The sequence below is a fragment of the Haloarchaeobius salinus genome (genome assembly GCF_024464185.1).
Taxonomy (GTDB): domain Archaea; phylum Halobacteriota; class Halobacteria; order Halobacteriales; family Natrialbaceae; genus Haloarchaeobius; species Haloarchaeobius salinus.
This window is the reverse complement of sequence record NZ_JANHAU010000001.1, coordinates 124,327-141,976: the sequence shown is the minus strand read 5'-3', so window position 1 is coordinate 141,976 and position 17,650 is coordinate 124,327. Positions and strand designations below refer to the sequence as shown.

The window sequence follows — 17,650 nt, the reverse complement described above, 5'->3', positions numbered from 1 at the left end:
CCGTTCCGTGGAGTTCCTCCCGCCTCTCGAACGGAGATCCGCGGGCGAGACGAGTGGAACAGGGTCGTTTCACCTCGATACCCTCGATCCGACACGAGTCCGGTACGCCGTCGACGACACCCCGACACCGGAGCAGTTCGACACCCATCTTCGGGACAGCTGTCGAGGACGGCCGTACCGTCTCCAGCGTACGGGTTCCACCTCGGACACACGTGCTCTGGTCAAGCGGACGCTCTGACCTAGCGGACTCTGTCCAACGTGCGCGTCGCCGACGCAGGCGTTCGTTCACGACCATTCTCTGTTGGGGCGAAAACGACGGGTTCTCGGGACGTCCCCCGGTCGCGAGCTGGCTCAGCTTCGCGGGGACCCGTCGATGGCAGGGTTCGGACAGACATCAACCCCGATCCACGACCGGGTCGACCGGAAACGGTGGGGGCGGGCGGGCGACGGACGGCGACAGGAAGTGGAAGACGGCGACGGGGTGAGACGTTGCGGAGTTCGTGCTCGACCTGAACGGGAGGGGGGTTCCGAGGGAGAGGTCGTGGATGGGTCCTGATAGGGAGGGACACGGGAGCCGACGACTGGATTCGAGGAAGGTATTGACGTGTGTTAACACGAAGGTGCAGACCCCCCCACCCCTTTGTTTCGGGTGGAACGGCTGACGGTGGGGTGGGGGGAGGGGGTCGTCTAGCGAGGGGAATCTTTAATACACTACTACTGAAACAGTATCCGCGAACCAGAGAAAAACCAACTTCTACTAGTTACTAGCTATATTGTACACTAGATGTTCGTCCATTCCTGTCCGCCTTCTAGAACGAAACCATCAGTTCGTCCACCGACCCACCCACTATCACCGCCCGTTCCAGTTGAAACGAAGGGGTGGGGGGCTCCGGCCACCGGGATATCGTGCTAGCATGGAACACGAACGCGACGGTCGGAACAGCCGACACGCGATGCGAGGGACCGAGAAGAGTTCGAGTCCAGTCACGGTCAGTCGGGCGAGCAGCAGTGGACCGACCGAAGTGTCCCTATCGACGTCCCCATCTGGTCCGTCAGCTCCACACTCGTACGGGATGTACGTTCTACATACCGACGGGGCGGACGTTTGACTGCCCCACACGTCTTGCACCTTTGGACTCCCACGTACCTCCGAGCCACTGTCCGACCACTCGCCCTGTCTCGGAGCACCCCCGAGTCTCGGATCTCGACGCACCGTCTCTCCTGTTGGCTTCCCTTCGACTCGGCTCTCGGTCACCGAACCGAGTGGTCCCCGTCATCCGGTCCGCCGTGGGGGGGTCGTTCACCGCGGTTCCCGTCACCGTGCCGGCGATTCTCCCCCGCCAGCCACCTCCACGTGAAACGGTTCGACAGTCACGTCACAGTGAATGGACGGGGGCTCTCGACGGCCGGAATCTACAATAGCGCGGGTAGACCATCCTGACCACACCCCCGCATTTCGACTGGAAGACGGTCACAGCGAGGGGCCCGAAACCCCATGTCTGACGTACGCTTAAGTGAATCGAGTGCGGTACTACTGCCAGACGCACGCCAATCGGCCCCCCGAGACGCGTGTGGGAGGACAGAATAGGATGGGACTCATTTCAGGACTCAAAAGCAGTCTGCAGCAGGTACGAGAGAGCTTGTTCACGGAGGAAGAACAGAAGCGGATCGGCATCTACGGGCCACCCAACGCGGGGAAGACCACACTGGCGAACCGGATCGCCCGTGACTGGACCGGCGACGCCGTCGGCCCCGAAAGTCACGTGCCACACGAGACACGACGGGCTCGCCGGAAGGAGAACGTCGAGATCGAGCGCAACGGCAGCTCGGTCAACATCGACATCGTCGACACGCCCGGTGTGACGACGAAGGTCGACTACGAGGAGTTCCTCGACTACGAGGAGTTCGACCAGGACGAGGCCGTCCGCCGGTCTCGCGAGGCGACGGAGGGTGTCGCCGAGGCCATGCACTGGCTTCGCGAGGACGTCGACGGCGTCATCTACGTGCTCGACAGCACGACGGACCCCTTCACGCAGGTGAACACGATGCTCATCGGCATCATCGAGTCGCGTGATCTCCCCGTGCTCATCTTCGCGAACAAGATCGACCTCGACGATTCGAGCATCAAGCGCATCGAGGACGCGTTCCCCCAGCACGAGACGGTGCCGCTCTCGGCGCTCGAGGGCGAGAACATGGACGAAGTGTACGACAAGATAGCGGAGTACTTTGGGTGAGACAGATGCCGGAAGCAAAAACCTCAGACGACGGCGGGGTCCAGATCGACCTCATCAGTGGGCAGCGCATGGAGAACCTCGCGAGCATGGAGAAGATCCGCATCATCCTCGACGGGGTTCGTGACGGGAACATCGTCATCCTCGAGGAGGGCCTCTCGCCCGACGAGGAGTCGAAGCTCATCGAGGTGACGATGACGGAGATCAGCCCGGACGAGTTCAACGGCATCGAGATCGAGACCTATCCACGCTCCCAGACCAACGACGCCTCCATCCTCGACCGCATCATGGGGAAAGAGGAGACGGCGAAGCTCACCGTCATCGGTCCGGCGAACCAGATCGAGACGCTGCACAAGGACGAAACGCTCATCAGCGCCCTCGTCTCCCGGAAATAATGCCCCACCAGTGTACCGACTGTGGGCGGACGTTCGAGGACGGCTCGAAGGAGATGCTGTCGGGCTGTCCGGACTGTGGCGGCAACAAGTTCCAGTTCATCCCGGCCGACGCCGTCGACGAGTCCGTCGAGGCGAACTCGCCGGGTGAGCCCCCGAGCCGCAGCTCCTCGGCAGGCGCGGTGAGCAAGGCGGCCACCACGGTCCGCGACTGGGTCGGCGGCGGCAGCGACGACGCCGACCGGCCGTCGGACCGCGAGCGGCCGTCCGGTGACCGGCCGACCAGTGACCGGCCGTCGGGGGAGTGGCCGAAGTCCGCCACCGAGGACTACGACACGCCCGCCGAGAAGGCGGCCGCCCGAGGCGACGACGAAGCCGGGGCGAGCGGCGACACGTCGGCGACAGTCGACGCCACTGCGGACGCTTCGACTGCCGACGCCACCGGCGATGCCTCGACCACCGCCTCGTCGACCGCCGACGCCCAGTCGGAGGCGGCGTCCACGACGCACACCGACCCGGCCAGCGACGATGGGACCATCCAGGCCCGGACCGCGGGCGACGAGGACAACGCGCAGGCGAGCGCCCGGTCGGACGTCGTCTCGCCGGACGAACTTCCGGAGGGGACCGCCACACCGCCGGCGGACGAACCGGGGACGACCGACGCTCCCGCGAGCGACTCCGGGAGCGCACCCGAACCGGAGGCGGCAGCCGGCGGTCGGGGGAGTGCGACGGAGCGCCCGGGTGCACCCGACGTCCCCGGGACGTCGCCCGATACCGCAGACGACCGCCACGAGGTCGCGGACCCGGCCGACACGCAGATCGAGGACCGGCCGGACCTCGACGAGCTGCGCGAGGAGCTCAACCAGCAGTTCGAGAGCATCAAGATCCTCAACCCCGGGCAGTACGAGCTGAACCTGATGGAGCTGTACGACCGCGAGGAGTACATCATCTCACTGCGCGAGGACGGTCGGTACGTCATCGACGTGCCGGACTCCTGGCGCGGCGACGACTGACCCGACTCACAGACGACCGAGTCCAGTCCCACACCTTCGTTCTCGGCGCTGGCTGGGGTGGCCGCCAGCGCTCCGTCGACGCCGACGACCGACTCCACACCCCTCTGTTTCCACTCCGAAACCCTCACAGTAGGACATATACATCTCTGAGGGAGATGATTGGCGTCCAATTGAAACAGGGGATGCCCGCGCCCGCCGGAACTGATAGTTTTAAGCACTCCCACCCGTTCGTCACGAACATGAGCGAAGCCACGAAGATCGTACTCGCGACGGTCGGAATCGCCGGAGCACTGTCGGTCGCGCTGGTCGCCGTCAGCCTCGGTATCTGATGTTCACGGAACGGGAGCTTTCTCCGCAGGTCGCCGCCGTCCGCGAGCGACACGCTCCGGACGCGCTCGTCCTCGACGCCGCGAACGATTTCGAGACGCTCCCACCGGCGCAGGCGGAGGACCTCGGGCTGCTCGTGGACTCACTCGACCCGAAGACGTACCCGCGGGAGTGGCTCCCCGGGGACGCCCCGGCGGTGCTCGACCGGCTCGCCGGCTCCACGTTCACCATCGGCGCGCCGGGCGACGGCAGCGTCGCGTGGACACACCAGACCGACCCACCGGTCGTCATCGTCAAAGCGCGCGTGCAGGGCTCGCCGACGGAGTTCGTCGACTTCCTCGTCGCGGAGGCACTGGTCGAGACCGGCCTCGACGTCCCCGAGCACTTTCTCGGCTTCTTCGAGGAGCACTACCGCGAGCTCGCCGCCGTCGTCCCGCTCGGCCCGAACGCCACCTACCAGATAGCCGCCGCGCTGTACGACGGCTGGCTCGGCCTGCACACCCGGGACGTCTTCGCCGGCTGGCTCGAGACGGAACCCGCGCTCGGCGACGCGTGGCAGGACGCCGGGAACCGGCTCGAGGGCCGACTCGACGGCCTCTCGCGCGAGGTCGCGCTCGGCGAGACCGACTTCGCCGACGCCACCGAACTCGCCTGCAGCGCGATCAAGCACGCGCTCGAACTCCCGGCACCGTTCGGCGCGCTGGACGCCGATGCCTACCGCGACCGCGGCGCACCGTACGCGGTACGCTGGGCGGAGAAGACGTTCGAGAAACTCGACGGGAACTGACCCGTTCGGCCGCCCGGCCGCCGCCTACTCCTCGACCCGGTCGAGCACGACGCCGTCTTCGAACCCGCCGTGTTCATCCAGCTTCGCCCGTCGTTTCCGCTGGATCTTCCCCTCGTCGATAGTCTCGGCCTCACGTATCGCCGCGACCACGTCGAGCACGTCGCCGAGCTCGGCGGCGCTCGGGTCGGCCCGGAACTCCGTGGCCTCCTCGACGAGCTTCTCGCGCAGACGCTCCCGGTACGCCTCGCCCTCGACGGTGTGCGTGACGGGGGTCTCGTCGTTCTCTCGGATCACCTCGGGGATGCGGTCGCGGACGAGCTTGTCGTACTCTCGCATCTCGGTCCGCGGTCAGTCCCGTATCTCGACGTTGCCGTCGACGTCGAGGTCGACCACCACGTCGAACAGGTCGCGGTAGCCGGTCTCGGTGTCCTCGTCGTGGACCTCGTCGGAGAGGTGGAACAGCGCGACGGCGTCGTGTTCCTCGATGAGGTCGACGAGCCGTTCGACGGCCTCGCGGGCCTCGTCCTCGCCGGCGTAGTAGGCGAGTTCGGTGATGGAGTCGAAGCTGACCCGGAGTTTGCCGTCGTACTCGTCGAAGAAGCGTTCGGCCTGCTCGACGATGCCGGCGACGTCGTCGGGGGCGGAGACGTAGTGGACGCTGTCGCTCGAGCGGCGCGAGTAGCCCCGTTCGACGCTCAGCGTGTCGAGGATGACCGCTCTGGAGTCGTCGACGTCGTAGTAGTCGAGCTTCTGGCGCACCTCGCGGGCCGTGGTCCGTGTCGAGATGACGAGGAAGTGGTCGGTGTCGTCGCGCAGGAAGTTGGTGTCGATGCGATCGGTCTCCCCTGTTGAGGGATGGACCAGCAGGATGCTCGTTCCACCCGCGACGGTCCGGTCGCTCCCATCGATACCGAGCGTGTAGTCCATACACGCGGGAACCGGTGGCGTGAACTTAAGCGTGCGGGTGGCCGATTGCGGTACGGTAGCGGGGGCCACTCGGCTGAGTCCTGGTGGAGTCGTCCCCGGACAGCAGGAACGGACCGACGCACTACAGCAGGGAGTCGGCTGTCGCCGCGCCGACGACGCTGAAGATTGCCCCGACGGCGGTGGCCTTGAGCGTCGTCTCGGCCACGTCCATGGTCGTCGGATCGGTGAGTATCTCGTTGTCGACGAGGAACGTATTCGGCGCGTCGAACGCCAGCGCGAGGATGACGACGGAGCCGAACGAGACGACCATCAGCGAGACGAAGCGGAGCGGGACACCGCCGAATTCTGCCTCGCGTTCGGGGTTGCGGTCGTCGTCGGCCTTGTACAGCGCGCCGTAGCCGATGGCGAAGACGATGGCGACGACGACGACGGCGTGGGCGGTGCTCATGCTCGCCGCGAGCACCCACACCTCCTCGGTGACGACGAACGGCCCCGCGAGCAGGAAGCCGCCGACGATCTGCTGGGCGCTGTCGGCGAGCTGGAAGCGCCGTCGTGAGCCGACCATACCCGCGTCTGACTCGGGGTGACGGTTAAATGGTTGCGTTCGGACCCGAAGCACCTCCCCCTCGGCCCGTGTCGAACCCGTTTTGGTCGGGGCGACCGAACCGGGAGCCATGAGCGTCAGAGCAGAGTTCGACGCCTGGGCGAAGGACGGCCGCGACCGCGGCATGGAGGAGCGCCACTGGCACACCGCGAAGCACGCGCTGGCGCGGATGCCCGTCGAGGCCGGCGACACGATTGTCGACCTCGGCTGTGGCTCGGGCTACGCCGGCCGCGCACTCCGGGACACGAAGGACGCGGGCCGGGTCTGGGGGCTCGACGGCTCGCCGGAGATGGCCCACAACGCCCGGTCGTACACCGACGACGACGCGGTGGACTACCTCGTCGGCGACTTCGACGCCCTCCCGTTCGCGACCGACTCGGTCGACCACGTCTGGTCGATGGAGGCGTTCTACTACGCCGCCGACCCCGCACACACGCTCGAGGAGGTCGCCCGCATCCTCCGCCCCGGTGGCACCTTCTACTGCGCCGTGAACTACTACGAGGAGAACGTCCACTCCCACGGGTGGCAGGAGTTCATCGAGGTCGAGATGACCCGCTGGAGCGCCCCGGAGTACCGCGAGAAGTTCCGCGACGCCGGCCTCCACGTGGCGGAGCAGGACAACATCCCCGACCAGGACATCGACATCCCCGGGGCCGACGCGTTCCCGACCGACGACTGGGAGACGCGCCAGGACATGGTCGAGCGCTACCGCACCTACGGGACGCTGCTGACGGTCGGCGTCGCGCCGTAACGCGGTCTCGAGAACAGTGCCCCGTCAGTCCTCGCCGAACCCGGGCTTCTGCTCGCCGGCCTCGACGACGGTCTCCAGCCAGTTCTCCTCGGGCGGCAGCGGGCAGGCGTAGGCGTCGCTGAAGCCACAGAACGGCGTGTACGCGAGGTTGAAGTCGACGACGACCGTCTCGCCGTCGACCAGTTCCTGTTCGGCTTCGAGGTCCATGTAGCGGCCCGCACCGTACGTCTGCTGCCCGGTCGTCTTGTCGCGGAACGGGACGAACAGCGTCTCGCGGTCCTCGCCGGTCGGCCGGTACGCAGCCAGCGCGTGCGTCTCGCCGCCGAGTTCGAACGTCAGCTCGCCGACCTTCCGGTAGCGCTGCTCGCCGCCGGTCGTCGTCTCCATCCGGGCGATCTCGTCGTCGTCGTCGTCGACGACGTGGAGCGTCGCCGCCACGCGGTAGTCGGGGTCCGGGTCGAAGTAGGAGAGTCCGTCGAACGCGTCGCGTTCGTCCTCGGGCACCGGCGAGTGCGGGTGGCTCGCGAAGAACTCGTCCTTCTCCGCCCGCTTCGCCGTCAGCTCCTCGCGCCAGGCGTCGACGTCGAAGTCGGCAGCCGTCCCGGCATCGTCCCCCGTCTCGTCGCCGTCGCTGTCGGTCATACCCCTTGATTTCGTGTGGAGGTGGGTAGATGTTGCGCTCCGGGATGGGCGTACGAACCCGCCCCCGAATCTCACCCTTCTTGAACGATGCCGACCCACCCTCCGACAAGCCTATGCACGGGGGACGATGAGCGCAATCCAGATGGACGACTGGCGGGACGTGTTCGGACACGAGACGCCGTACGACGAGCAGGTCGACGGCATCGAGACGGCCATCGACACCGCCCGGGACGGCGGGTTCACGGTCGTCGAGGGGGCCTGCGGGACTGGCAAGACGATGCTCGCGCTGACCGCGGGCATCCACCTCGTCCGCGACCCCGACAGCGACTACGAGCGCGTCCTCGTGCTCACGAGCGTGAAGCAGCAGCTCCGCCAGTTCGAACAGGACCTCGAGACGATCAACGGGAACCTGCCGGACGACTGGGACCCAGTCTCGGCGCTGACGCTCGTCGGCAAGTCCGACGTGTGTCCGTACAACCGCGAGAACAAGGGCGGCATCGACGACGAGAACGTCTACGACCGCTGCGATTCCCTGCGGGAACGGACCCGCGACCTCGCGGGTGAGGGTGGCGCGACGACCGCGGAGGCACTTGCCGCCGAAGCGAGGAGCCAGCAGATAGACCTCGCGGGCTCGGGCGCTGGCGGAGCCGCGGCCTCCTACCTCGAGAGCGCGGGCGAGATGTCGCCCTATCCGCCGACGATGCCCGAGTACGACACCGGCGGCGCGGACGTGGAGTTCTGCCCGTTCTACGCGCGGTTCCTCGCCGACCTGCCCGACGATGGCGACCCGGTCGAGGCCGTCCCGTTCGACCTGACCGAGACCGGCCTCCTGCGCCCCGACGACCTCGTCGCGAAGGGGATGGAGTACGGCTCCTGCCCGCACTCGTTGATGGGCGTGCTGCTCGGCCACGCCGAGGTCGTCGTCGGCAACTACTACCACGCGTTCGACCCGCGGACGACGAGCTCGTTCACCGGGGCGCTCCTCGACGACTCGACGTTCGTCGTCTGCGACGAGGCGCACATGCTCGAGCCCCGGGTTCGGGACCTCGTCAGCGACCGCGTGGCCGACGCGACGCTGCGCGACGCCGAGGCCGAACTCACCCGGGTCATCCAGCCGGTCGAGTTCGACGAGGGGGGCGGTGAGGCGAGCCGGCACACCACCGCCGACGCCGAGCTCGTGCGGGCCGAACTCTCCGACGCCGAGGTCGGCCTCGACGAGCTGAAGGCCGCGCGCTCGTTCGTCACCGACGTCCGCGACGAACTGGACCGTCGCGTCACCGAACACCTCGACCGCGAGCATCGCTCCTGGCGCGCGGACCTGACCGAACTGCACGACGACGAGATCCCGCTCCGGGACCCCGACACGCCACAGCCCGACGAGCTGACCGGGTGGGCCGAACGGGCGGGCTACGGTCCGAAGGACTGGACGAACCTCCCGAGCGTCGCGGCCGTGGTCGCCCGAGTCCTCAACGACGCCGAGGACGAGGAGAAGTCCCGCGCCGTCGAAGGGGCTGCCCGCACGCTCGCCTCGTGGTACCACCGCGGCCACACCGAGTACTTCCGCGAGATCGAGCTGGAACGGACGTGGGACGACACCGAGCCCGCGGACTCCTGGCGGCGCGCGTACAACGCCCGGCTCGCCATCCAGAACTGCGTGCCCTCCGGCGTCATCGGGGAGCACCTCGGCGAGTTCGGCGGCGGCGTGCTGATGAGCGCGACGCTCGAGCCGCTCGACGCCTTCGCGGAGGTCACGGGCCTGAAACACCTCCAGAACGAGGGTAGGCCGGTCGAGACGCGAACGTACGGGTTGCACTTCCCCGAGGCGAACCGCGAATCCTTCGCGGTCGACGCGCCGAAGTTCACCTACGACAACCGCGGCGACCCCGGCGACGACAACCGGACGCGACGGATGCACGCCGACGCGGTCTGTGCCGTCGCGAGCCGACCGGGCAACGTGCTCGTCGGGATGCCGAACTACCGGGAGGCCGAGTGGATCGCCGGCGTCTGCGACGACCGACTGGACAAGCCCGTCCTGCTGGACGAATCGAGCGCCGACAGCACCACGGAGTCGCTGAAGGACGAGTTCTTCTCCGGCGACGGGAAGGTGCTCGTGACGAGTCTGCGGGGCACGCTCACCGAGGGGGTGGACTACCGCGGCGACCGGCTCTCGGCGGCGGTGGTCTGCGGTGTCCCCCTCATCAACACCGCCTCGCCCCGAACACGTGCGCTGAAGCGCGCCTACGACGAGACGTTCGGGGACGGCTTCGAGTACGCGCTGACGGTGCCGGCGGTCCGGAAGGCCAGACAGGCCATCGGGCGGGTCATCCGCGGCCCGGAGGAGGTCGGCGTCCGGGTGTTCGTCGACGCGCGCTACGCCCGGGACTCCTGGGACTCAGTCCGAGAGTACTTCCCCGAGACCGAGCGCGCGGAGTTCCAGCCGGTCAGCCCGGACATGCTGGACCTGGGGCTGGACCGGTTCTGGTCGACACAGGGGTAACGGAGACGGAAGAAGACCTCAGTTCCAGCCGTCGGACTCCTCGACGCCGAAGTTGAACCCCTCCATGTCGGGACCGTCGCCGTCGAATCCGGGGTCCCAGTCGGGGTCGTCGGTCGCGGGTTCGTCGGGCTCCTCGCGGGTGAGGTCGTCGAGATCGACCGTCTCCATGTCGTCGTCGTCGAGCTCCGGCAGGTCCGTGGCGTCGCCGAGGGTGAGCGCGTCGAGTTCGAGGTCGTCGACGGTGCCGGAGAACGAAAGCTCCTCGGCGACGGCCTTGAACTCGTCGTGGGCGGTCTCGTAGTGCTCGGTCGGGTCGTCACAGCGCACGTCGTCGAGCCCGAAGGAGTCGTTGTCGACGCGGACGGTCTCGGGTTCGCTCTGGCCCTCGAACGTGAACGTCTCCTCGCCGTCCTCGTCGAACCCCCAGTCGTCGTCATCGTCCCCGGACCACGCCAGCCCCTCGTCGTCGTCCCAGAAGATGCCGTCGCCGTCGTCAGCGACAGCGTCCTCGGACGGGTCGGCGTCCGTCTCGGCCGGCAGCGAGAGCTCGTCAGGGTCGATGTCCCCGAAGGGGTCGGCGGCCGAGTCGTCGGTCTGTTCGTCACCGGTGTCGGTGATGGATTCGTCGATGTAGGAGGCGTGGTCGTCGTCGGTCGACCCCTCCTCGCTGTCGTCGCCTCCGACCCCGAGTGCGTCGTAGACGGCGGAGAGTCCGGCACTGACGACGCCGATGCCGGTCGACTGCCCATCGGACCTGCCCACGGTCATACACCTCATACTGGAACAGCTCCAGTTAATTCTTTCCCAACCTGGCACGAACAGAAACCTGTCGAATCGTCAACTCGTGTCACGGCCGCTGGACGGGTGCGACCGGAACGCACTTCCGCCGACGGCGGCCACTCGCGGGTATGTCGTTCGACTGGGAGCGGGACTTCTACGCGGCCACGGACTGGGACCGCGGTGCGTACCTCGGCGGCGAGGCGATGCCCGGCCACCTGGAGACGTTCTTCGAGCGCGTCGGTGTCCCCGAATCGGTCGCGGACGTGGGCTGTGGCCCCGCGCTGGTTCCGTTCGAGCTCGCGCCCGGGCACCCGGACACCGAGTTCCACTGCTACGACGTGGCACCGTCGGTCGTCGAGGCGAACCGCGAACGGGCGGCCGATGAGGACCTCGACAACCTCCACTTCTCGGTGGCGGGGCTCCCTTACCTCGGCGTCGACAGACAGTTCGACCTCGTCTACTGCATGGCGACGCTGTACTTCGTCGCGGATGCAGAGCGCGCCGTCACCGAACTCTACGGGATGGTCGCCCCCGGGGGAACGCTGGTCTGCAACTACCCGAACCGATACACGAAGGCGTGGGTGAACGAGGACACCGAGGACCAGCGGCGGGAGGCGTTCGAACTCGTCGGTCGCGGCGAGAATCTGCTGTCCTACGAGCGCATCGGTGAACTGCTCGACCGCACCCCACTGAGCTACTGGTCGGCGGTCGGCGCGAGCGATGCGGACTACGCCCGCCGGTCGAGTCCCGCGGTGTACGTCCACAAACCAGCGTAGCCCTCAGAACCGGTTCTCGGCCAGTTCCCCCTCGTTGACCCAGACGAAGCCATCGTCCGTCTCGCGGCGCTCCGCCGGCGAGGGCGTCGACGGATCGAAGGACTCCTCGAACTCGATGCGGACCTCGTCGCGCTCGGCTGCGGGGAACTCCGGGACGAAGTCGTCGTCGTCCAGCAGTCCCTCCACGGAGATGCCGCCGCCGACGTGGATGGCCGCGCCGTAGGCCGCGAGCCGGTCGTCCTCGCTGGACTCGACGTCGACGCCGAAGTCGTCGTCGGTGATGCGGGCCTCCGTGCGGTTCGCTCCCCCGCCCGCGAGGTCGGCCACGTCGAAGCTGTCGTCTGCAGCGCCCTCGTCGGCCGGGTCGCCGACGGACTCGGTCGCCGCCGCCGCCTCCAGTTCGTCGAACACCTCCCCGAGCGCGTCGTCGGCCGCCCGCGAGACGGCGGGGCCGCCGCCACGGAGCTCGAATCCGTCGGTGCTCGAGCGACCGGTGCCGGTGTCGCTCGGTCCGCCTGTGGACGAGTCGGCGGTGCTGGCGGTGTTGTCATCCTCGATACCGGTGTCGTCGCCGATGTCGACCGTTGCGCTGGACCCTCGACGCTGCTCGGCCCCGCTGTCGACCGCGGCTGCTGCTGACTCGACGTCTGCAACAGCCTCGTCACCGGTCCAACCGTCGCCGTCGTCCGCTCCGACGTCCGTCACGAAGCCGTCGGTCCAGCCGTCGTCGGCGACGCTCACGTCGACTTCGCCGCCGTCGTCCTCGCCGTCACCGCCATCACTCGCGCTGTCGCCGTCGGGGTCGAGCACCCAGTCGTCGTCATCCCAGAACGGTGTCGTCTCGTCGGAGTCGTCCACCTCGGGTTCGTCGTCGGTCCCGTCGGCAGTCCGCTCACCAGCGTCGCCGACGAAGTCGATGAGGTCGGCGGTGTCGCTGGACTCGTCGACGGCCGGCTCCGCGTCGTCGTCCACGAGCCCGCCCTCGGCGTCCAACACGGCGTCCGGGTCAGCTTCGACGGGCCCGTCGAGGTCGGCGACGCCGGTCGCCCGGTCGGGGGCACGGGCCGCGAGCGAGGGGTCGTCGGTCTCGGTGACCCAGTCCGGAAGGGGGACGTCGTCGCCGTCGTCGGGGACGTACGCGCCGGGCTGGTACTTCGCGAGCAGCGGTCGGTCGAACACCACGATCCGGGGACCGTAGGACTCGTCGAGGCGTGCACGCTCGTCGGTCTCGACGAGGGCGAACCGCCAGCGGTCGGTGCCGTCGGAGAGCTGGACGAACTCACAGCCGAGCCCGTACAGCAGCCGGACGTTCACCGCGTCGACCAGCGCGGGGAGGTTGTAGTCGTCGAGTGCGGTGTCGGGGTACTCGAACGGTGCCTCGCGGGTGATGCCGTTCGCGTCGGTCACCGAGAGGGTGTAGGGACCGGGCGACTCGCCGTCGGCGGAGACCGGCTGTCCGCGGGCGTCCCGCATCGAGAACGACCAGTCGATGGCGTCGAAGACGTCGGCGAGCTGGGTGGCCGGCGCGTGGCTCCAGTAGCGCGCGGGCGCGTCGACGCCGCGGGCCGACGCCACGACGACGTCGCGCAGGAACTCCGTCGGGTGGCCGGCCGTCTCGAGCGCGCTCGCGAGGGCGGTCTCGAGCGACGCGTCCGGCACGTCCGTCCGGGCGCGTACGTCCGCGACCGAGACGCCGAACGAGCCGAGCACGTCGGCACAGACGACCGCGTCGTGCTCGTCCTCGCGTCGAGACCGGGAGGTCATCGTCCCGAGTTGGCCGAGCACGCGGTTAAATATTTCTTGCTAGCTATTGAAGAAAACAGGTCGTCTCGGTCAGGCGCGGCCGCTGTCGAGGTCGATGTCCAGCTCCGCGAGCAGCTCCTTCGCCTCCTCGCGTTTCTCCTGGTGGTCCTCGAGGAACTCGCGCATCAGTTCGGCGGCCTGCTCCTTGCAGCCGCCACAGAGCCGCTCGCCCCCGACGCACTCCTCGTACACCTCCGTCGCGAGGTCGTCGTCGTCGTTCGCCAGCAGATAGGCGTACAGCTCGTAGACGGGGCAGTCGTCGGCCTCGCCACCGAGTTCGCGCTGCTCCTCGGCGGTCTCGCGGCCGCCGGTCGTCGCCGACTTCACCTTGTCGTAGCCGTCCTCCGGGTCGTCGAGGAGGCTGATGTGGCTCGCCGGCACCGAGGAGGACATCTTCCCGCCGGTGAGCCCGGTCATGAACCGGTGGTAGATCGAGGAGGGCGGGATGAAGCCGTAGCCGTCGTGGTCGACCTCGACCTGCCGGGCGAGCTCCTCGGCTTCCTCCGGTGCGAGCTCGAACGAGTCGACGTGACCCTCGTAGACGCGCTTCTCGCCCTCGACGGCGTCGATGAGGGCCTCGAACGCCTCGTCCGTCGCCTGCCGGTCGAAGAAGCGGGTGCGGGGGCGGAACGGCTCCATGCCGGCGGACTGGAGCTTCTGCACGACGCTCGCCCGCGCCGACTCCTCGAGTTCGGGCACCTCGACGCCCGGGCGGTCGGACTCGAAGTCGACCGCCGCCTCGCCGTGAGCGAGGTACTGGGCGGCGTGGACGCAACGGACCGTCGTCTCGTCGTCGTGGTCGGCGGCGAGTTCGGGGAGCCTGTCCCACGCCCCCCGAAGCAGTTCGCGCTCGGCGTCGTCGGCCTCGAAGCTCGCGTACGCCTCGGTCACCTTGAAGAAGCGCATCCGGGTCGCGAGGTCCCGTGCGAGGCGGATGTGTGGGTCCTGGTCCGGGCCGACCGGGATGACCGTGGGCTTGGGCTCGTCCAGTTGGGGATAGAGGATGTCCGCCATCTGGGTGACGACCGACTGCATGTGGCTCACGTCCGTCTCGCCGTCGAAGCCGTAGATGGCCTGCAGCTCGGAGTAGTTCGCCTCGATGCCGAGCTCGAACGCGAGGTCCTGCAGCTCGCGGTTGTCGGACTGCCGGTAGAGCTCGCCCGCCTCGGGGTCGAAACCGAGCGCGAGCAGGCTCAGGAGGTAGTCCCGGGCGTGCTCGTCGATCTCGTCCCACGTCAGCCCGCGGGCGCTGTGCGCCTCGAGGTCGGCGATGAGCCCGTATGCGTCGCCGCCGCGCTCCTGGTGCCAGATTATCTCGTCGAACACCAGCTTGTGGCCGATGTGCGGGTCGCCCGTCGGCATGAACCCCGACAGGACGGCGAACGGCTCGTCGTCCCGCATCGCGGCCGCCACCGGGCGGTAGTCGCGGTGGCCGAAGATGACCCCGCGTCGCATCAGGTAGTGCGGCCTGGGGATCTCGGGCAGCAGCTCGTCGAACTCCTCGATGCCGAACTCCTCGAACAGCTTCCGGTAGTCCGCGACCGTCGAGGAGCCCCACGGGTCCAGCGCCACGTCGTCGGCTCCCTCCGCGACGGTGTCGCCGCCGTCCGGCAACAGCTCGTCGGGCAAGGTGTCCGTATCGCGCGTCATTCTGATATCGGTAGGTGGCGGTGGCGCGCGCAAAAAGCTTCGCTTGTGCCCGTCCTCGGGCGGCTCCCGGACCGCTACCCCCGCCAGCGCAGACAGGTCGCGGCCCAGGTGTAGCCCGTGCCGGCGGCGAGGAACAGCACGTCGTCGCCGGGTTCGACCCGCCCCCGAGACAGTCCCTCGTCCAGCGCGAGAATCTGGTCGGCGGACTGGACGTGGCCGTAGTCGTCGAGGTAGTAGGCGTCCGATGCGGGGTCGCAGCCGAGGTCGTCGCAGAGGTACTCGTGGAACGAGCGCTTCATGTGGGTCACCGCGAGGAAGTCGACCGACCCGACGCCGGAGCGCTCCATGGCGGTCTCGGCGACCTCGCGGAAGTTCGGCAGGCTCACCTCGGCGAGCCGTTCCTTCATCGACTCCTGGTTCGGCACGTCGAGCGTGTGCAGCCCCGACTCGACGGTGTCGTGGCTCGGCGGGCGCTTCGACCCCCCGGCGGGCATCACCACGTCGTCGGCGAACGAGCCGTCGGTGACGGCCGCGCTCTCGCCGACGGTCGCGCGAACCCACTCCTCGTCGGGGTCCGATTCGAGCACCATCGCGCTCGCGCCGGAGCCGAAGTTGAACATGAACGACGAGCGCTCGTTGCCGTAGTCGACGAGGTCCTCCTCGCGGCTCGCCGTGACGAGCAGCGCGCGGTCGACGTGGTCGGCGAGCAGCTGCGCCTTCGTCTGCCGAATCGCGAGGGGCGCGCCGGCACACAGCGCGTACGACTCGTTCGCGTAGGCGTTCTCCGCCCCCAGCTCCTCGGCGATGGCGGCCGCGGCGGACCAGACGACGTGGTCCTTGTACTCGCTGCCGTGGTACAGCACGAGGTCGAGGTCGTCGGCGGCGAGGCCGGCGTCGGCGAGCGCCTCGCGGCCCGCCTCGACGGCCATGTCGGTCGCGTGGTCGTCGTCGGGCGGACAGACGTGCTTCTCGCGCAGGCCCATCTTCTCGACGACGACGTCCTCGGGGATGCCGCTCTCCTCGGCGATCTCCTCGCCCGAAACTGTCCCGTCGGGGACGTAGGTGCCGTAGCCGGTGAGTGCGACCGTCGCACCCGCCGGACCGCTCACAGCTTCCACCCCCGGACGCGACGCTCGACGGCCGCCGCGACCTGTCCGGCGACGGTCCCGCCGAGGTACGCCCGGAGCGTCCCGAGCAGCCCGTTGGGCACGTACAGCACGAACAGGACGAACAGCAGGCCGATGTAGAGGCCGGCGCGGCCGTTGAGGAACACCTCGATGCCCTCGGCGACGGTGAAGCCGTCGAGGATGACGGTGTTCAGCGTCCCCTCGCCGAGCTGCTGGCGAAGGTACGGCAGCAGGCCGCCGCCCTCCTTCGTGAGGAACTCGTGCAGCCCCTCGTGGAACAGCCGGCCGAACAGCGGTCCGGCCACGGTGCCGAAGCCTCCGATGATGGAGGCCAGCAGGGCGTCCCCGGCGGTGAGGAAGTAGAAGGAGTTCTCGGGTGCGACGGAGGTCCGGTAGCCCGTGAACAGGCCGCCGGCGACCGCCCCGAAGAAGCCCGAGATGGCGAACGCGCCCATCTTCACGCGGAACGTGTCGTAGCCCACGGCACGGGCGCGCTCCTCGTTCTCGCGGATGGCGATCATCGCCCGCCCGAACGGCGAGTGGATGATGCGCTGCATCGCGAGGTAACAGACCAGCACGACCAGACCGATCATGTAGTACGACACCTCGCCCGGGCCGAAGACGATGGTGTGGCTGATGGGTGAGAGCGCATCGATGCCGGTCATCGCCGCGAAGTCCATCCCCCAGGTGAACGTGTCGCCCTGGAGCTGGCCGATGCTCATGTTCAGCGAGTCGACGTACGGAACGCCGATCGAGAACCCGTCCTGTCTGCCGAGGACGGCGATGCCGTCACGCGGGTTCGAGCCGACGTAGTCCCAGTTGGAGAAGAACACGTAGAGGATCTGGGCGAACCCGAGCGTGATCATCGCGAAGTAGACGCCGGTGAGACGGAACGCGACGGCACCCATCAGCAGCGCCATGACCACGGCGAGCAGTCCCGCGAGGAGCAACAGCATCATGAACGGCGTGCCGTTGCCCAGCAGCGGTACCTTCCCGTTCGCCACGAGGATGACGAAGTACGCGCCGAGGCCGTAGAACGCCGAGTGGCCGAAGGAGAGGTACCCGGTGTAGCCGCTGATGAAGTCGAAGCTCATCGCGAACAGGCCGAAGTAGAACACCGTGATCATCGTCTGCACGCGCGGCAGGAACATCTCCATCTCAGCGCCGAGCGGCGAGCCGATGGCGAAGGCGTGGACGAACGGGTAGAGCCCGAAGAAGGCGACCACGAACGCGTGGGCGACGTGTTCGCGGAGGTACTCGACGAGGTAGTGGTCGTCGGTGGCCGTCTCGCTCGCCACGTCGGTGGAGTCTGCCGTGCCGGTCGCGCCGCCGTCGGTCTCGGT

At 68.2% G+C, this 17,650-nt stretch carries 16 protein-coding genes; 7 read left to right on the top strand and 9 right to left on the bottom strand.

All coding sequences use genetic code 11. The features are described 5' to 3' along the window. Window positions 1-1,589: 1,589 nt before the first annotated feature. The 4 genes from NO345_RS00640 (at window position 1,590) to NO345_RS00625 (ending at window position 4,750) form a co-directional block, all read left to right on the top strand. Window positions 1,590-2,234, top strand: coding sequence for an Era-like GTP-binding protein (locus NO345_RS00640; RefSeq protein WP_256295796.1), 645 nt, complete (start codon window positions 1,590-1,592; stop codon window positions 2,232-2,234). Window positions 2,235-2,239: 5 nt separating this feature from the next. Continuing rightward, a complete protein-coding gene (locus NO345_RS00635) occupies window positions 2,240-2,626 on the top strand; it encodes a DUF2073 domain-containing protein (RefSeq protein ID WP_256295795.1) in 387 nt (128 codons plus the stop codon). Further along, window positions 2,626-3,636: an OapC/ArvC family zinc-ribbon domain-containing protein gene (locus tag NO345_RS00630; RefSeq protein WP_256295794.1), complete on the top strand. Its 1,011-nt coding sequence runs from the start codon at window positions 2,626-2,628 to the stop codon at window positions 3,634-3,636. The genes NO345_RS00635 and NO345_RS00630 overlap by 1 nt, the downstream gene beginning before the upstream one ends. 328 nt (window positions 3,637-3,964) lie before the next feature. Further along, window positions 3,965-4,750: a DUF7089 family protein gene (locus NO345_RS00625; protein ID WP_256295793.1), complete on the top strand. Its 786-nt coding sequence runs from the start codon at window positions 3,965-3,967 to the stop codon at window positions 4,748-4,750. Window positions 4,751-4,774: 24 nt separating this feature from the next. Here NO345_RS00625 and NO345_RS00620 read toward each other — a convergent pair whose 3' ends face one another. The 3 genes from NO345_RS00620 to NO345_RS00610 all read right to left on the bottom strand — a co-directional run bounded on the left by NO345_RS00620 (window position 4,775) and on the right by NO345_RS00610 (window position 6,242). Next, a complete protein-coding gene (locus tag NO345_RS00620; protein ID WP_256295792.1) occupies window positions 4,775-5,086 on the bottom strand; it encodes a nucleoside triphosphate pyrophosphohydrolase in 312 nt (103 codons plus the stop codon). Between the two features lie 12 nt (window positions 5,087-5,098). Continuing rightward, window positions 5,099-5,677 carry a DUF7090 family protein gene (locus NO345_RS00615; protein ID WP_256295791.1) on the bottom strand — a complete coding sequence of 193 codons (579 nt, stop codon included), beginning with the start codon at window positions 5,675-5,677 and terminating at the stop codon, window positions 5,099-5,101. A gap of 121 nt (window positions 5,678-5,798) precedes the next feature. Further along, window positions 5,799-6,242: a DUF2391 family protein gene (locus NO345_RS00610; protein ID WP_256295790.1), complete on the bottom strand. Its 444-nt coding sequence runs from the start codon at window positions 6,240-6,242 to the stop codon at window positions 5,799-5,801. 109 nt (window positions 6,243-6,351) lie between these two features. On the opposite strand from NO345_RS00610, the gene NO345_RS00605 reads away from it, so the two are divergent. Continuing rightward, entirely contained in the window at window positions 6,352-7,032 is a 681-nt protein-coding gene (locus tag NO345_RS00605) for a class I SAM-dependent methyltransferase (protein WP_256295789.1), read from the top strand. A 24-nt stretch (window positions 7,033-7,056) separates the two neighbouring features. On the opposite strand, the gene NO345_RS00600 is transcribed toward NO345_RS00605, so the two are convergent. Beyond that, window positions 7,057-7,674, bottom strand: coding sequence for a DUF1684 domain-containing protein (locus NO345_RS00600; RefSeq protein WP_256295788.1), 618 nt, complete (start codon window positions 7,672-7,674; stop codon window positions 7,057-7,059). Window positions 7,675-7,816: 142 nt separating this feature from the next. On the opposite strand from NO345_RS00600, the gene NO345_RS00595 reads away from it, so the two are divergent. Beyond that, window positions 7,817-10,171 carry an ATP-dependent DNA helicase gene (locus tag NO345_RS00595; RefSeq protein WP_368407847.1) on the top strand — a complete coding sequence of 785 codons (2,355 nt, stop codon included), beginning with the start codon at window positions 7,817-7,819 and terminating at the stop codon, window positions 10,169-10,171. An 18-nt stretch (window positions 10,172-10,189) separates the two neighbouring features. On the opposite strand, the gene NO345_RS00590 is transcribed toward NO345_RS00595, so the two are convergent. After that, the gene (locus NO345_RS00590) at window positions 10,190-10,939 is read right to left on the bottom strand and encodes a hypothetical protein (RefSeq protein WP_256295786.1); all 750 of its coding nucleotides are present in this window, start codon (window positions 10,937-10,939) and stop codon (window positions 10,190-10,192) included. A 140-nt stretch (window positions 10,940-11,079) separates the two neighbouring features. Between NO345_RS00590 and NO345_RS00585 the strand changes: the two genes are divergently transcribed. Further along, complete coding sequence (locus NO345_RS00585; protein ID WP_256295785.1) at window positions 11,080-11,727, top strand: class I SAM-dependent methyltransferase; 648 nt, start codon at window positions 11,080-11,082, stop codon at window positions 11,725-11,727. A gap of 3 nt (window positions 11,728-11,730) precedes the next feature. Here NO345_RS00585 and NO345_RS00580 read toward each other — a convergent pair whose 3' ends face one another. From NO345_RS00580 to NO345_RS00565, 4 genes are all read right to left on the bottom strand, one after another. Then, on the bottom strand, window positions 11,731-13,491 hold the full coding sequence (locus NO345_RS00580; RefSeq protein ID WP_256295784.1) for a hypothetical protein: 1,761 nt from the start codon (window positions 13,489-13,491) through the stop codon (window positions 11,731-11,733). Between the two features lie 69 nt (window positions 13,492-13,560). Beyond that, window positions 13,561-15,180: a tryptophan--tRNA ligase gene (locus tag NO345_RS00575; RefSeq protein ID WP_256295783.1), complete on the bottom strand. Its 1,620-nt coding sequence runs from the start codon at window positions 15,178-15,180 to the stop codon at window positions 13,561-13,563. 74 nt (window positions 15,181-15,254) lie between these two features. After that, on the bottom strand, window positions 15,255-16,289 hold the full coding sequence (locus tag NO345_RS00570; protein WP_256295782.1) for a 3-oxoacyl-ACP synthase: 1,035 nt from the start codon (window positions 16,287-16,289) through the stop codon (window positions 15,255-15,257). After that, a complete protein-coding gene (locus NO345_RS00565) occupies window positions 16,286-17,458 on the bottom strand; it encodes a branched-chain amino acid ABC transporter permease (RefSeq protein WP_256297532.1) in 1,173 nt (390 codons plus the stop codon). The genes NO345_RS00570 and NO345_RS00565 overlap by 4 nt, the downstream gene beginning before the upstream one ends. Window positions 17,459-17,650 lie beyond the last annotated feature (192 nt).

Coding starts and splice junctions, on each gene's coding strand:
- NO345_RS00620 (WP_256295792.1), bottom strand. CDS start 5,086: ATGCGAGAGTACGACAAGCTCGTCCGCGACCGCATCCCCGAGGTGATC.
- NO345_RS00585 (WP_256295785.1), top strand. CDS start 11,080: ATGTCGTTCGACTGGGAGCGGGACTTCTACGCGGCCACGGACTGGGAC.
- NO345_RS00580 (WP_256295784.1), bottom strand. CDS start 13,491: ATGACCTCCCGGTCTCGACGCGAGGACGAGCACGACGCGGTCGTCTGT.
- NO345_RS00610 (WP_256295790.1), bottom strand. CDS start 6,242: ATGGTCGGCTCACGACGGCGCTTCCAGCTCGCCGACAGCGCCCAGCAG.
- NO345_RS00600 (WP_256295788.1), bottom strand. CDS start 7,674: ATGACCGACAGCGACGGCGACGAGACGGGGGACGATGCCGGGACGGCT.
- NO345_RS00590 (WP_256295786.1), bottom strand. CDS start 10,939: ATGACCGTGGGCAGGTCCGATGGGCAGTCGACCGGCATCGGCGTCGTC.
- NO345_RS00595 (WP_368407847.1), top strand. CDS start 7,817: ATGGACGACTGGCGGGACGTGTTCGGACACGAGACGCCGTACGACGAG.
- NO345_RS00625 (WP_256295793.1), top strand. CDS start 3,965: ATGTTCACGGAACGGGAGCTTTCTCCGCAGGTCGCCGCCGTCCGCGAG.
- NO345_RS00640 (WP_256295796.1), top strand. CDS start 1,590: ATGGGACTCATTTCAGGACTCAAAAGCAGTCTGCAGCAGGTACGAGAG.
- NO345_RS00615 (WP_256295791.1), bottom strand. CDS start 5,677: ATGGACTACACGCTCGGTATCGATGGGAGCGACCGGACCGTCGCGGGT.
- NO345_RS00575 (WP_256295783.1), bottom strand. CDS start 15,180: ATGACGCGCGATACGGACACCTTGCCCGACGAGCTGTTGCCGGACGGC.
- NO345_RS00630 (WP_256295794.1), top strand. CDS start 2,626: ATGCCCCACCAGTGTACCGACTGTGGGCGGACGTTCGAGGACGGCTCG.
- NO345_RS00565 (WP_256297532.1), bottom strand. CDS start 17,458: ATGTTCCTGCCGCGCGTGCAGACGATGATCACGGTGTTCTACTTCGGC.
- NO345_RS00635 (WP_256295795.1), top strand. CDS start 2,240: ATGCCGGAAGCAAAAACCTCAGACGACGGCGGGGTCCAGATCGACCTC.
- NO345_RS00605 (WP_256295789.1), top strand. CDS start 6,352: ATGAGCGTCAGAGCAGAGTTCGACGCCTGGGCGAAGGACGGCCGCGAC.